This is a genomic window from Teichococcus oryzae (assembly GCF_008386565.1).
In the GTDB taxonomy this organism is placed as follows: domain Bacteria; phylum Pseudomonadota; class Alphaproteobacteria; order Acetobacterales; family Acetobacteraceae; genus Pseudoroseomonas; species Pseudoroseomonas oryzae.
Window position 1 is genome coordinate 197,510 of the sequence record NZ_VUKA01000007.1, and the last position, 13,683, is coordinate 211,192.

12 protein-coding genes are annotated in these 13,683 nt (G+C 67.9%); 10 read left to right on the plus strand and 2 right to left on the minus strand.

Going from position 1 to position 13,683, the window contains the following annotated elements:
- Nucleotides 1–100 precede the first annotated feature (100 nt).
- The gene (locus tag F0Q34_RS14850) at nt 101–691 is read left to right on the plus strand and encodes a TetR/AcrR family transcriptional regulator (protein ID WP_206668034.1); all 591 of its coding nucleotides are present in this window, start codon (nt 101–103) and stop codon (nt 689–691) included.
- A gap of 42 nt (nt 692–733) precedes the next feature.
- Here the strand turns inward: F0Q34_RS14850 and F0Q34_RS14855 are convergent, their stop codons facing one another.
- Nucleotides 734–3,322 (minus strand): ATP-binding protein, encoded by a 2,589-nt coding sequence (locus F0Q34_RS14855; protein ID WP_149813003.1) that lies wholly within the window; start codon nt 3,320–3,322, stop codon nt 734–736.
- A 215-nt stretch (nt 3,323–3,537) separates the two neighbouring features.
- Between F0Q34_RS14855 and F0Q34_RS14860 the strand changes: the two genes are divergently transcribed.
- From F0Q34_RS14860 to F0Q34_RS14870, 3 genes are all read left to right on the plus strand, one after another.
- Nucleotides 3,538–3,900 carry an OsmC family protein gene (locus F0Q34_RS14860; RefSeq protein ID WP_149813004.1) on the plus strand — a complete coding sequence of 121 codons (363 nt, stop codon included), beginning with the start codon at nt 3,538–3,540 and terminating at the stop codon, nt 3,898–3,900.
- Nucleotides 3,901–4,087: 187 nt separating this feature from the next.
- Nucleotides 4,088–4,924, plus strand: a complete 837-nt coding sequence (locus F0Q34_RS14865) for an alpha/beta fold hydrolase (RefSeq protein ID WP_149813005.1) — start codon at nt 4,088–4,090, stop codon at nt 4,922–4,924.
- Between the two features lie 32 nt (nt 4,925–4,956).
- Nucleotides 4,957–5,745 (plus strand): alpha/beta fold hydrolase, encoded by a 789-nt coding sequence (locus F0Q34_RS14870; protein ID WP_149813006.1) that lies wholly within the window; start codon nt 4,957–4,959, stop codon nt 5,743–5,745.
- 110 nt (nt 5,746–5,855) lie between these two features.
- Here F0Q34_RS14870 and F0Q34_RS14875 read toward each other — a convergent pair whose 3' ends face one another.
- A complete protein-coding gene (locus F0Q34_RS14875) occupies nt 5,856–6,491 on the minus strand; it encodes a cupin domain-containing protein (RefSeq protein WP_241665498.1) in 636 nt (211 codons plus the stop codon).
- A gap of 224 nt (nt 6,492–6,715) precedes the next feature.
- On the opposite strand from F0Q34_RS14875, the gene F0Q34_RS14880 reads away from it, so the two are divergent.
- The 6 genes from F0Q34_RS14880 to F0Q34_RS14905 are packed head-to-tail and all read left to right on the plus strand — an operon-like array spanning nt 6,716 to nt 13,610.
- Nucleotides 6,716–8,383: a peptide ABC transporter substrate-binding protein gene (locus F0Q34_RS14880; RefSeq protein ID WP_149813008.1), complete on the plus strand. Its 1,668-nt coding sequence runs from the start codon at nt 6,716–6,718 to the stop codon at nt 8,381–8,383.
- Between the two features lie 7 nt (nt 8,384–8,390).
- The gene (locus F0Q34_RS14885) at nt 8,391–9,338 is read left to right on the plus strand and encodes an ABC transporter permease (protein WP_241665501.1); all 948 of its coding nucleotides are present in this window, start codon (nt 8,391–8,393) and stop codon (nt 9,336–9,338) included.
- A gap of 10 nt (nt 9,339–9,348) precedes the next feature.
- On the plus strand, nt 9,349–10,242 hold the full coding sequence (locus F0Q34_RS14890) for an ABC transporter permease (RefSeq protein ID WP_206668035.1): 894 nt from the start codon (nt 9,349–9,351) through the stop codon (nt 10,240–10,242).
- Nucleotides 10,242–11,261, plus strand: a complete 1,020-nt coding sequence (locus F0Q34_RS14895; protein WP_149813010.1) for an ABC transporter ATP-binding protein — start codon at nt 10,242–10,244, stop codon at nt 11,259–11,261. The genes F0Q34_RS14890 and F0Q34_RS14895 overlap by 1 nt, the downstream gene beginning before the upstream one ends.
- Complete coding sequence (locus tag F0Q34_RS14900) at nt 11,258–12,253, plus strand: ABC transporter ATP-binding protein (RefSeq protein WP_149813011.1); 996 nt, start codon at nt 11,258–11,260, stop codon at nt 12,251–12,253. Before F0Q34_RS14895 ends, F0Q34_RS14900 begins: the two co-directional genes overlap by 4 nt.
- 28 nt (nt 12,254–12,281) lie before the next feature.
- On the plus strand, nt 12,282–13,610 hold the full coding sequence (locus tag F0Q34_RS14905) for an NAD(P)/FAD-dependent oxidoreductase (RefSeq protein ID WP_149813012.1): 1,329 nt from the start codon (nt 12,282–12,284) through the stop codon (nt 13,608–13,610).
- The last annotated feature ends 73 nt before the right edge of the window (nt 13,611–13,683 follow it).

Sequence of the window (13,683 nt, forward strand, 5' to 3'; positions counted from 1 at the left end):
TGAGCATCCCCCGGCCCGGCTTGCGACTGACCGGTTGGTCGGTAGAATGGCGCGTCTCGGATCGGAGCAGGCCATGGCCCGTGCGGCGGCGAGGATACCGTTGGGAAAGGAAACCGAATCCTCCGACCGGGTGCTGCAGATCCTGTCGGAATCAGCGCGGCTTTTCGCCGCATCGGGCTATGACGGCACCTCGATGCGCGACATCGCCCTCGCCTGCGGCATCTCCAAGTCGCTGCTGTATCACCACTTCGCCGACAAGGACGAGATCTTCGCCCGGATCGCGCTCGGCGCGACCCGGGAATTGTACCACTTCGTCCATGAACGCCTGCCGGAAGGGGCGCCGCCCTCCGCACGCATCCGCGCCTTCATGACCGCCACGGGCGATTATTTCCAGCGCTACCGATGGGCCTGGCTCGCCTCCACCGCGTCCTTCTGGAACGACCCGGAAGCGCGGCGCCAGAAGGAGCGGATGATGTGGCGGGACCGCTATGAGGGCCTGATCCGGACGCTGATCAGCGAGGCCATCGAGGCCGGCGAGATCCGGCCGGTCGATGTGGCCCTTGCCGTCCGCCTCGTGCTGTCATCGCTGAACTGGATGCATCGCTGGCACAAGCCCGACAAGAGCATGAACCCGGTGCAGATCGCCGACAGCTATTTCGAGATGATCTTCAACGGGCTGAAGCAGAACTGAGGGCCGCGCGGCGCTTCCGGAAGCCGGTGCGCTTCCCATGCCTCATGGCCGCCACGGGACCGGGGAAATTTCGGCCATCATCTCCTCCTCCCCGAGCCCTGCGCCCTGCGCCGCCAGCCGCTCCAGCTCGCCCGGTTCCAGATGCTGGCGCAGCATCTCCGCCAGCCGGTCATGCACGGCCTGGTGCCCCACGCCGCGCAGGGTTCCCCTGCGCGCGTGGCAGGACCGGACATGGCCGAACAGCCGCCCCGCCATGGCGAGGTTGCCTTCGATCGCGGCGATCAGTCCCAGGCTTTCGAGGTTGGTGGCCACCTCGTGCCGCAGCCCCATGATGCGGGCGGCGGCCAGCCGTTCCGCGACGATCGGGCGCGCACCGGCGATGTCGCCCCTCGCGAGGAGATAGGAGGCCAGGGCGCCGCCGATATGCTGCACCCAGGCGGACCGGGCCCGCACCGGCGGGAGCGAGGCCAAAGCCTCCTGCGCGACCGTGATCGCTTCCGCGGTCCGGCCCGCCGCGAAATGCAGCTCGGCGATGTTGCCCAGGGTCAGGGCCACATCCCGCGGGCTGCGGAGGCGCTGCGCGATGGACAGCGCTTCCTCCAGGTCGGCGCGGGCCGCCCCGGCCTGGCCGTCCCGCAACCGCGCCATGGCCCGGACCCGCAGCCAGGACACCAGGGCCTTGTTCCCCCTGCTCCCCCGCAACAGTTCCTCCGCCTCCTGGAGGAACGGGGCCGCGGCGGCGAGGTTCCCCGTCGCGACATGCTGCCAGGCCTGCCGCCACAGCGCGCGCCCGAGTTCGATCGGGCCGCCGGCGGCGCGGAACAGCGCGGCCGCCCGGCGCGAGGCGTCGAGTGCCTGGGAGCCGCCGGGCGCCAGCCACCCGCAGCGGCCGAGCCACAGCCGGCCTGCGACCTCGGGCGGGGTCGCCCCGTCGATGCGGGAAATCGCCAGGTCGAACCATTCGCGCAGCTCGCCGGCCAGCGAAAGTTCCCCCCAGACATGCTCGGTGAAGCTCACCAGCTCGACGCCAAGTCGCTCGTCGCCATCCGGGCCGAAGGCCCAGGCCAGGCCCGCTCGCAGATTCTCGATCTCGGGCGCGTAAAGCGCGAACCAGTCGTCATCGGCCATGAAAGGCCAATCCGCCTCGGCCCGTTCATAGGCCCGGGCCAGCCACCGCACGAGGTTACCGCGCGCTTCCGCCAGCTCCGATGCCGATAAGCGCTCGGCGGCGTAGTACCGCGTTGAATCCAGCAGGCGGTAGCGGGCCTGCACCCCCGTCAGGTCGGCCTGCACCAGGGACTTCTCCACCAGCGCGGCGATCAGGCCGCAGACCTCGTCCTCCTCCGGCGCGCCGCCTGCCACGAAGGCGGCCGATTCCGAGGTCCAGCCACCGGCGAAAACGGAAAGCCGCAGAAGAAGCGCGCGCTCCACCGGTTCGAGCAGGTCGAGGCTCCAGCCAATCGTCGCCCTGAGCGTCTGCTGCCGCGCCAGCGCCGTCCGCCGGCCGGCCGTGAGCAATCCGAAGCGCCGCTCCAGCCTTTCCCGAAGCTCGGCCAGGGTCAGGGCCTGCAAGGCGGGGGCGGCGATCTCGATGGCGAGCGGGATGCCGTCCAGCCGCCGGCAGATCTCCATGATCTCCCGCGCATCGGCATCGCCTGGCGCGAACTCGCCCAGCACGGCGCGGGCGCGTTCAACAAAAAGCTCGCTGGCCGGATAGTCCGGGAGCCGCGTGGCGGTGATGGCGACATCAGGTGCCGCCGCGCCCAGGGGCTGCAGCCGGTGCAGTTCCTCGCCCTCCGCGCGGAGGGGCTCGCGGCTGGTTGCCAGCACCGCGATGCCGGGGCAGCTTCGCAGGATCGCCTCGGCCGCCCCGGCGGCCGCGCGCAGCAGGTGCTCGCACCCGTCGAGCACCAGGACCCCGCGCCTGCCGGCCAGCCAGGCGACTACCGCGCCCATCACCTCCCCGCCATGAATGTCGATGCCAAGGGCGGAAGCGATCATCGCTGCAACCAGGCGCGGGTCTTCCACCGGCCCAAGATCGGCGAGCCAGGCGCCATCCGGATAACAGCGCCGGGCGCGGTCGGCGGCCGCGAGGGCGAGCCTGGTCTTGCCCACGCCCCCGGCCCCCACCACAGTGACGAGCCGTGCTTCCCGGAGCCTTGCCGCCACCCGGTCAAGGTCGCCATCCCGGCCGATCAGCTTCGTCAGCGGGCGTGGCAGATCCCCCGACCAAGGTGGGCTGCCGGGCTCCATTGGCGCCTGCGCCAAAGGTTGCGGCAGAAGGGAGGGAGCGGGCATGGGCCGCCGCGCCCCGTCATCCGCGATCTCGGCCGCCTGCGCCACGAACCGGTAGCCCCGCCCGGACAGGGTCGCGATGATGCCGCTGCCGAGAAGCTTGCGCAGGCTCGCCACATGGACGGTGAGGTTGCCTTCCTCCACGACGCGGTCCGGCCATACCAACTCCATCAGCTCGTCCTTGGAAACCACGCGGTCCCGCCGCTCCACCAGCGCGAGGAGCAGATCGAAGGCACGCCCGCGGATCGGCACCTCCCTGCCCTCCGCGGCCAGGATGCGGCGTTCCGGCACAAGGCAGAAGGGCCCGAAGGCGAAGGCTTTCGCGGCATCGGCCATGGCATCCCTCCCTTAGGGAAATTTTGCATTTCTTTGTTCGCCGCCGCTCCGCGGCAGCGGCCATCATCCCACAGGGAGGAAAGACTACACTCGGCAGGCCGGCCAACCCATCCCCAAGCGCGGACACAGCGGCGAGGTGCGAATTGGAAATCCTCTACACCGCCGCAGCCGAGGTCGAAGGAGGCCGGGCCGGACAGGCAAGCGGGATCGGCGGCATGCCGCGTTGCGCGCTTGCCTTCCCCCCGGAACTCGGCGGCTGCGGCGCGGGCGCCAATCCCGAGCAACTCCTGGCCGCTGCCTTTGGCGCGAGCTTCGGCAGCGCCCTCGACCTGGAGGCGCGGCAAAGCGGCCGCGTGATCGAGCCACCGCGCGTCACGGCGCTTGTCAGCCTCTGCCATGGCGATGATGGCTGCCACGCCGTCATGATCGAGCTGCGCTGCCACCTTCCCGCCCTTTCCCGCGAGGCCGCCGAGCGTCTGCTGCGCGCGGCGCGCGATTCCTGTTCCTGCTGCAGAATGGTCGGCGGCAATGCGGAACTCCGCATCGTGCTGGCCTGCCCGGATGCGGAGCAAGCCTGAGGCCAGCCGGCGCCCCCTGCGTCCCTGCGCGCGCCCCGTATCCCGCGCGGGGAAATTTGGAATTTTTTGGTCGGCGCAACCACGACCGGGCGGCGCCGGGGCGCAACTCTCCTTCCGTTCGTCGCCTGGCGGCAGGCGGCCCGGCCGGGAAAGCCCGGCCATCAACCCTCCTGGAGGATCAAAGACGATGAGCATGGTCACCACGCAGGACGGCACGCAGATCTTCTACAAGGATTGGGGGCCGAAGGATGCCCAGCCCCTTGTCTTCCATCATGGCTGGCCGCTGAGCGCCGATGATTGGGATGCGCAGCTGCTCCACTTCCTGGGCAAGGGCTACCGCGTCATCGCCCATGACCGGCGCGGCCATGGCCGCTCCGCGCAGGTCGGCGAGGGGCACGACATGGACCATTACGCCGCGGACATCGCCGCGGTCGTGGCCCATCTCGGCCTCCGCAACGCGGTTCATGTCGGCCATTCCACCGGCGGCGGCGAGGCGGCCCGCTATGTCGCCCGTCACGGCCAGGAACAGGGCCGCGTGGCGAAGCTGGTCCTGATTGGCGCCGTGCCGCCGATCATGGTGCGGACCGACGCGAACCCGGGCGGCCTTCCGTTGGAGGTGTTCGACGGCTTCCGCCAGCAGCTCGCCGCCAATCGCGCGCAATTCTACCTCGATGTCGCCAGCGGCCCCTTCTACGGCTTCAACCGGCCGGGGGCGCGGGCCTCGCAGGGCGTGATCCAGAACTGGTGGCGGCAGGGCATGATGGGCGGCGCCAAGGCGCATTACGAGGGGATCAAGGCCTTCTCGGAAACCGACTTCACCGAGGATCTGAAGGCGATCGGCGTGCCGACACTGGTGATGCATGGCGATGATGACCAGATCGTGCCGATCGCCGCCTCCGCGCTGCTTTCCGCGAAGCTCCTGAAGCAGGGCACCCTCAAGGTCTATGAGGCGCTTTCGCACGGCATGTGCACAACAGACGCGGATGTGGTGAACGCGGACCTCCTCGCCTTCATCCGGGCCTGACCGCTTTTCCCGTTCCAGAAAGGAATCCAGAGATGGCCACCATGCGACGTGACCTGATCATGGCCGGTGCCGCGGCGGGCGTTGCCGGAACCGCCCAGGCGCAATCCGCCAGCCAGGCATCCTCCCCGCCCGCAAGGAACGTGGTTCTGGTGCATGGCGCCTTTGCCGATGGTTCCGGCTGGCGCGGCGTCCATGACGAGCTGACCGGCCGCGGCTTCCGGGTCAGCATCGTTCAGAACCCGCTCACATCCCTCGGCGACGATGTCGCGGCAACGCGGCGGGTGCTGGATCGGCAGGAGGGGTCCGTCATCCTTGTCGGCCACAGCTGGGGCGGCACCGTCATTACAGAAGCGGGCGTCGATCCAAAGGTCGTGGGCCTTGTTTATGTCTCTGCCCTATCGCCCGAGGCGGGTGAAACAACCGCGCAGCAATATGAAGGATTCGCCGCCACGCCCGATTTCGTCATCGACACGCATGATGACGGGTTTGGCTTCATCAGGGCGGAGAATTTCAAGGCCGGCTTCGCCGCCGACACCAGCGATGCCGACGCCGCCTTCCTGCGCGACTCCCAGGTGCCGATCGCCATGTCGGCCTTCGGCACCCGACTGACCCACGCCGCCTGGCGAACCAAGGCAAGCTGGGCGGTGATCGCGACGGATGACAAGGCGTTCGACCTGCGCATGCTGCGCCATATGGCGAACCGCATCGGCGCCAGGATCACCGAGGTTCCGGCCAGCCACGCGGTTTTCATGACGCGGCCGAAGGTGGTGGCCGATGTGATCGACCAGGCCGCACAGGCGGCTCAGCGCAGGATGCCCTGATGCCCGCATGAGCCGCGGCCAACCGGCGCCTGCCATGCACCGGAACCCGGAACGTTCCGGTGCGTGGCCTATCAAGAACCTGGCGGCTACCCCGCTCCTATCCGTGGCTGTCAGGCCGCCATGGGAACGGTGATCCAGACGATGCGGGTCGGCGCGCCGCCGGGATTGTCGAACATGTGGGGAACCGCGCTGGGAAAGCGGAAGGTATCGCCTTCCTCCAGCAGATGCGCCTCATGATCCAGCCACAGGCGCAGCGTGCCGGCCAGGACATAGCCCGCCTTCTCTCCCTGGTGCTTCACGAAATCCGCGCCGGACGAGCCACCGGGGCTGAGGGTGAGTTCGTACATCTCCATCGTGCCGGGCGCGTCGGGCGCCAGGGATTCCTTCAGCACACCGCTGGAGGTGAGCCTGAGCAGGCGGCGCTGCGGCCGCCGCACGACGTAGGGCGATCCAGCGCCATCGCCAGGCGGCCGCTCCTCGAAGAAAAAGGAAACCGGCACCTGCAGCGCCAGGCTCAGCAACCGCAATGTGCGGATCGAGGGCGTGGACAGGCCGCGTTCCAGCTGGCTGATCATGCCGATCGACAGGCCGGTGCGACGGCCCAGTTCCTGGATCGACAACCGCATCCTCTGCCGCAGCAGCCGCACGCATTCCCCGAGGCGCTGGTCGCTGGCGCTGTCATCGGCGCGCAGTGGTTCGGAGGCGGTGGGTGTGGCCAGGATCGTGCCGCCAGTCTTGGCCTTCAAATGCTTTCTCCCCCGCGACGCTTTCGGCGCCCCGGGAATGAAGCGCGCCGCCGTGCCAGCCTCCCCGAGGCGAAGCAAGATGATTGACAGAAACATTTCACCAGAGTGAACATAATCGCAACAATTTCGATCGGGGCGAAAGAGCCCCGGCGGGGAAGCTTCACAACCAGTCCGGCCCTGCCTTTCCCGGCGGGTGCTGGACGGCCGAGTGGGAGATGGAAACCATGATCCGTGATGACGCCTCATCGCGCTGGCACCGCATCCTGGCGCCCACCCGGCGAGGATTGTTCGCCATTGGCGGCGCGGCGGCGTTGGCCATCGGCCCGGCACGCGCCCAGGGAACGCACCGGCCGCCGGAAAAGCCGAAAGGCCAGGTGATTGTCGGGCTTTCGCAGGAGCCAACCGTTTTTCACCCGCTGATGCCGGGCATCGAGGTCGATCAGGGCGTCTGGTGGAACCTGTTCAGCACGCTCTGGCACATTGATCCAGACGGGCAGTTCGTGCCCGATCTGGCGGCGGAAGTGCCAACCCAGGCGAATGGCGGCATTTCCGAGGATGGCCTGTTGTGGAAAGTGAAGCTGCGGCGCGACGCCAAATGGCATGACGGCACGCCCTTCACCGCCGAGGACGTGAAGTTCAGCCTGGAGTTGATCAACAATCCGGATTTTCGGGTCCGGAACCGCGTCGGCCACAGCTTCGTCAAGGACATCGCCGTCACCGCACCGGACGAGATCCAGTGGCGGATGGAAACGGCCTACGCGCCCTATCTTTCCATCCTTTCCCTGACCTTCATGGTGCCGAAGCATCTGCTGTCCGGCGCCGCCGATCCGAACAACACGCCATTCCAGAACGCGCCGGTGGGCACCGGGCCGTTCCGCTGGGGCAGCCGCACGCCGGGCGACAACATCCAGCTGACCGCCAACACCGCCTATCACGGCAAGGGTCCCTATCTGGAGCGGGTGGTCTTCAAGTACATCCCGGACCTTACCGTGATGTACACGCAGTTCCGCACCGGCCAGATCGACTACACCGGCCTCTCCGGCATCAGCCCGAACTTCGCGCGGGAGGCGCAGGCGCTGCGCGGGCGCAAGGTGCATGTGAACCCGACCGCCTCCGTTGAAAGCATCGCGCCGAATCTTGAAGCCGGGGCCCTGGCGGACAAGGCGGTGCGGGAGGCGCTCTACATGGGCATGAACAAGAAGGCGCTGATCGACGCCCTCTACTACGGCCTTCCCACTCCCACGGAATCCTTCCTGCCCCGCCAGTCCTGGGCGATCAACCCGGACCTTCCGAAGCACGAATACAATCCCGCCAAGGCGAACGAGATGCTGGATGCCGCGGGCTGGAAGCGCGGGTCCGGCGGCATCCGCGAGAAGGGCGGGGTTCGGCTGGAGTTCACCAATTCCACCACCGTGGGCAACCCGATCCGCGAGCAGGCGCAGCAATTGCTGATGCAGGACTGGCGCGCGATCGGTGCGGGCATGCGCATCCAGAACATGCCCGCGGCGGTGATCTGGGGCGAGTTCTGGCAGCAATCCAAGTTCAACTCCGTCATGGTGGCCGTGAACTACATGCTGGGCAGCGATCCCGACGTGACGCCGCGCTTCAGCAGCAAGGCCATCCCCGCGAAGGGCGGCCGCGGCCAGAACACCTTCCAGTTCCAGAATGCCGAGGTGGACGAGCTGCTGCTGAAGGGCGCCACCACCTTCGACCAGGAGAAGCGGAAGGAGATCTATGCCCGGATCCAGCAGATCATCCGGGAAGAGATGACGATCCTGCCGATCTTCCAGCAGGCCCTGGTTGAAGGCACGAAGGACAACCTGATCGGCTTCCGGTCCAACATCAACACATCCTCCAATTGCTGGAACATCCGCGAGTGGTACTGGGCCTGATGCCATGATGGCCTATCTTGGCCGTCGTCTGGGGCAGGCGGCGCTGCTGCTGGTCGTGGTTTCGATGATCGGCTTCGCCATCCTGCACCTGGCGCCGGGCGGGCCCATGGCGCAATACGCCATGGGCTCCAACATGTCCCAGGAGGACCTGGACCGCATCGCGGCGCAGCTCGGCCTCGACCGGCCGCTGCCGGTGCAATACGCGGAATGGTTCTGGCGGATGCTGGGCGGCAACTGGGGCACCTCCTATCGCGGCGGGCAGCCGGTGCTGCATGTCATCGGCTCGCATCTCGGCGCCACGCTGGAACTGATGCTGACGGCGACGCTGATCGCGGTGGTGCTGGGGTGCTGGATCGGCATCCTGGGCGCCATCCGGCGCTACTCGGTGTTCGACTACCTGGCCACGATCGGCGCCATGGTGGCGCTCTCCATCCCCACCTTCTGGTTCGGCCTTGTCGCCATCTTCATCTTCTCTGTGGAACTGGGATGGATGCCGGCCGGAAACCGGCAGACCATCGGGGATGGCTCCCTGCTGGACATGCTGCACCACCTCATCATGCCAGCCCTGGTGCTGGCGCTGGTGGAAACCGCGATCTGGAGCCGCTTCATGCGCTCCTCCATGCTCGACGTGGTGAACCAGGACTATATCCGGACCGCCCGCGCCAAGGGCCTGCCGGAATGGCGCGTGCTTTCCGACCATGCGTTCCGCAACGCGCTGCTGCCGATGATCACCGTGGCCGGCCTGCAACTGCCGACGCTGCTGGGCGGCGCGCTGGTGACGGAAACGGTTTTCACCTGGCCGGGGATGGGCCGTTTGTTTCTCGATTCCATTGAATACCGCGACTACCCGGTGGTGATGGGCATCCTGATGTTCTCGGCGAGCCTCGTGCTGATCGGCAACCTCCTGGCCGACATGCTGTATGCGGTGGCCGACCCCCGCATCCGGCTGGGCTGAGGATGGCAGCATGAGCACCACCACCCAGCTCCTGCCCGCCACCCCGGCCGATGAGGCGCTGCCGCCGCGCAACACGGCATGGCGGCGCTTCCGGCGGCACCGCCTGGCCATGCTGGGTGCGGCCATCATCCTGATCCTGGTGCTGGGCAGCTATGCCGGGCCCTATCTGATCCCTTACAACGACACCTATATCGACATCATGCAGCGCTTCGCGCCGCCCTTCTCCGGTGCCCATGTGCTGGGCACGGACGAACTGGGGCGGGACATGCTGGCGCGACTGATGATGGGGGGGCGCATCTCCCTGGCTGTCGGCTTCACCGCCATGCTGATCAGCATGGTGATCGGCATTTCGGTCGGCGCCATTGCTGGCTATTACGGCGGCGTGGTCGGCTCGGCGCTGATGCGCTTCGTCGATGCGGTGCTTTGCTTCCCTACCATCTTCCTGCTGCTGGCGCTGGCCGCGCTGATCGATCCCGGTGTCACATCCATCACGCTGCTGATCGCCGCGACGGCATGGATGGATGTGGCGCGCATCGTCGAAGGCCAGATCCGCGCCCTGCGGGAGCGCGATTTCGCCGTGGCGGCGGAGGCGCTTGGCGCATCCGACCGCTACATCGTGTTCCGGGAGCTGGTGCCGAACGCCGTGGCGCCCATTGTTGTGGCCGCGACGCTGAATGTGGCCAAGGCCATTCTGCTGGAAAGCTATGTCAGCTTCCTCGGCTACGGCATCCAGCCGCCGGTGCCGAGCTGGGGCAACATGTTGAACAACGCGCAGATCTACCTGACCAGCGCGCCCTGGCTGGCCATCCTGCCGGGCCTGCTGATCACCCTCGCTGTCACCAGCTTCAACTTCCTGGGCGATGGCCTGCGCGATGCCCTTGATCCCCGGATGGAGTCTCATTGATGGAAGCCGGTTCCGGAGACATCCTCCTGGAGGTGGAGAAGCTCGCCATCCGCTTCCGCACCCATGGCGGGGAATCGGCGGCGGTCAGCGATGTTTCCTTTTGCCTGAAGCGCGGCGAGACGCTGGCCATGGTGGGGGAAAGCGGCTCCGGCAAGAGCGTCACCTCCCTGGCATTGATGCGGCTGCTGCCGAAGGCACCGCTTTGCACCGTGTCCGGTTCCGTCCGGCTGCGCGGCAAGGATGGCGGCATGCTCGATGTGCTTTCGCTGCCGGAAAGCCGGATGCGCGCCGTGCGGGGCGACAATGTTTCCATGGTGTTCCAGGAGCCGATGACCTCGCTGAATCCCGTGCAAACCATCGGGGCGCAGATCACCGAGACCATCCGCCTGCACCGCCCGATGGGACGCCGCGCCGCGGATGAGGAGGCGGTTCGCCTGCTGGACCTGGTCGGCATTCCGGCCGCCCGGCAGCGCCTCACGGCCTATCCGCACCAGCTTTCGGGCGGCATGCGGCAGCGCGCCATGATCGCCATGGCGCTGTCCTGCGAGCCTTCCGTGCTGATCGCCGATGAGCCGACCACGGCGCTCGACGTGACAATCCAGGCGCAGATCCTCGACCTGCTGCGGCGGTTGCAGGAACAGACCGGCATGGCGGTGATCTTCATCACCCACAATCTCGGCGTGGTTGCCGAGATCGCGGACCGGGTGATGGTGATGTATGCCGGCCGGGTGGTGGAGCAGGCCGATGTTGTGCCGCTTTTTCGGCAGCCGCTGATGCCCTACACGCAGGGGCTGCTGCGCTCCGTGCCGCGGCTCGATCTCGCCGGCCGGCGCACCGGCGCGCTGTCCGCCATCCGCGGCAATGTGCCGGACCCGCGCCGCCCCCCGCCGGGCTGTGCCTTCCATCCGCGCTGCGACTTCTTTGTCGGCGGGCGCTGCGACGTGCAGGCCCCTGCCCTTGATGTCACCTCGGATGACCGGCAGGTGCGCTGCCTGCGCTGGAGCGAGATCGCCGCATGAGCGCCATTCTGGAGGTCGAGAACCTGCGCAAATGGTTCCCGGTCGGGGGCGGGCTGTTCGGGCGCGGGCAGAAGCAGGTCAAGGCGCTGGATGGCGTCTCCTTCACGGTGAAGCCTGGTGAGATCCTTTCGGTCGTGGGCGAATCGGGTTCCGGCAAGACCACGCTCGGCCGCACCGTGCTGCGGCTGGCCGAGCCCACGGGCGGCGCCATCCGCTTCGAGGGGCAGGACATCACCACCCTGTCGCGCCGCGCATTGCGCCCCTTGCGGCGGCGGATGCAATTGGTGTTCCAGGACCCCTTCGCATCCCTCAATCCACGCATGAGCGTGGAGCGTATCGTGGCGGCGCCGCTGATCATCCAGGGCGGCATCAGCCGCGCGGGGCGTCAGGAAAGGGTGGCGGAAATGCTGCAACTGGTGGGGCTGCAGCCCCACCATGCCGAGCGGCACCCGCATGAGCTGTCGGGTGGGCAGCGGCAGCGCGTCGGCATCGCGCGCGCGCTGATCATGAACCCTTCCTTCCTGGTGGCGGACGAGCCGGTTTCCGCGCTCGACGTCTCGATCCAGGCGCAGGTGGTGAACCTGCTGCTGGAGCTGAAGGAAAGGCTTGGCCTCACCATCCTTTTCATCGCGCATGACCTGGCGGTGGTGGGTCATATCTCCGACCGGATCGCGGTGATGTATCTTGGCCGCGTGGTGGAACTGGCCGAGGCGGGCACGCTGTTCCGCGATCCGCGCCATCCCTATACGGAGGCGCTGTTCTCCGCGGCGCCAATCCCCGACCCGACCTTGCGGCGGGAGCGCGTCATCCTGCAGGGCGACATTCCAAGCCCCATCGATCCCCCCTCCGGCTGTGCCTTCCGCACACGCTGCCGCCATGCCCTGCCCGCCTGCGCCGCCGCCGTGCCGCCGCTGCGCGAGGTGGGGCCCGGCCATTTCTCAGCCTGCATCCGCGACGACATCACGTTGCAGGCTTCCGTTTCCACGCCGTGATTTCCATGGCCACCAGCAGGAATGCTTCATGTCGCCACCTGTCGACCGCATCGCCAGCGATGAGACCCTGCCCGAGGCGGTGGATGTTGTTGTTATCGGCGCCGGCATCATCGGCGTCGCCGCCGCCTATCATCTCGCGAAAAAGGGCCATTCGGTCGCGCTGATCGAGAAGGGGCATGTCGGCGCCGAGCAATCCAGCCGCAACTGGGGCTGGTGCCGCCAGCAGGGGCGGGACCGGCACGAGATCCCCCTGGCCCGCGTCAGCCTGGAGATGTGGGGCAACCTGCGCGAGGAGATCGGCGCCGATCTCGGCTTCCGCCGCCATGGCGTGCTCTGGGTGACAAGGGACCCGCGGGAACTGGCTGGCTGGGAGCGCTGGGCGAATGACGCGCGGGAGATGCAGGTGCACAGCCGCATGCTGAGCGCCGCCGAGGTCGCCGCCCGCCTGCCCGGCAACACGGAAGGGTGGATCGGCGGCATGGAAACGCCGAATGATGGCCGCGCCGAGCCTTCGATGGCCGCGCCCGCCCTGGCGGCGGCGGCACGCCGGCTGGGCGTGGCGCTGTTCCAGAACTGCGCCGCGCGCGGCATGGAAACCAAGGGCGGCGCGATCGATTCCGTGGTGACGGAGCGGGGGCGCATCCGCACCCAGGCCGTTCTGCTGGCGGGCGGCGCATGGTCCACGCTGTTCTGCCGGCGCCATGGCATCGAGCTGCCGCAGGCCATGGTGAACGGAACCGCCTTCCGCACCACGGCGGCGCCCGCCATCACGGAAGGCGCGCTGGGCACGCCGGGCTATTGCATGCGGCGTCGGGAGGATGGCGGCTATACCGTCGCGCTGCGCGGCCGTGGCACGCTGCACCTGACCCCGGACGGGTTGCGCTATGCCCGGCAGTTCTGGCCAACCTTCCGCCAGCGCGCCGGGAAGCTGAAGATCCGCATCGGCAAGCCCTTTCTGGATGGCCTGATGGCGGGCGCCAGCTGGTCCTTCGACCAGCAAACGCCCTTCGAGCGCACCCGTGTGCTGGACCCCAGCCCCGACATGGAACTGGTCGAGGAAGCATTGGAAACCCTGGCCGGGGCTTATCCCGGCCTGGCGGGCATCGGCTGCGCGGAGGCCTGGGGCGGCACCATCGATTCGACGCCGGATGCCGTGCCGGTCATCTCGGCGGTGAACAAGCTGCGGGGCTTCCATCTCGCCACTGGCTTCAGCGGGCATGGGTTCGGCATCGGCCCCGGTGCTGGACGTCTGGCGGCGGATATTGTTTCCGGTGACGCGCCGGTGGTCGATCCGCATTCCTATCGCTATGAGCGTCTGGTCGATGGCACTTACCTGGCCCCCGCCGGCGCGCTCTAGGCCTCGTGGACAAACCGGCGATTTGGGGCTTCCCAGCCGGACACTGGCGTGATTCTACGCTGATCTCTGTCAT

Bases quoted from the DNA above. Each gene is read 5' to 3' on its own strand.
- F0Q34_RS14880 (WP_149813008.1), top strand. From the start codon at position 6,716: ATGATCCGTGATGACGCCTCATCGCGCTGGCACCGCATCCTGGCGCCC.
- F0Q34_RS14890 (WP_206668035.1), top strand. From the start codon at position 9,349: ATGAGCACCACCACCCAGCTCCTGCCCGCCACCCCGGCCGATGAGGCG.
- F0Q34_RS14865 (WP_149813005.1), top strand. From the start codon at position 4,088: ATGAGCATGGTCACCACGCAGGACGGCACGCAGATCTTCTACAAGGAT.
- F0Q34_RS14900 (WP_149813011.1), top strand. From the start codon at position 11,258: ATGAGCGCCATTCTGGAGGTCGAGAACCTGCGCAAATGGTTCCCGGTC.
- F0Q34_RS14860 (WP_149813004.1), top strand. From the start codon at position 3,538: ATGCCGCGTTGCGCGCTTGCCTTCCCCCCGGAACTCGGCGGCTGCGGC.
- F0Q34_RS14895 (WP_149813010.1), top strand. From the start codon at position 10,242: ATGGAAGCCGGTTCCGGAGACATCCTCCTGGAGGTGGAGAAGCTCGCC.
- F0Q34_RS14885 (WP_241665501.1), top strand. From the start codon at position 8,391: ATGGCCTATCTTGGCCGTCGTCTGGGGCAGGCGGCGCTGCTGCTGGTC.
- F0Q34_RS14855 (WP_149813003.1), bottom strand. From the start codon at position 3,322: ATGGCCGATGCCGCGAAAGCCTTCGCCTTCGGGCCCTTCTGCCTTGTG.
- F0Q34_RS14870 (WP_149813006.1), top strand. From the start codon at position 4,957: ATGGCCACCATGCGACGTGACCTGATCATGGCCGGTGCCGCGGCGGGC.
- F0Q34_RS14905 (WP_149813012.1), top strand. From the start codon at position 12,282: ATGTCGCCACCTGTCGACCGCATCGCCAGCGATGAGACCCTGCCCGAG.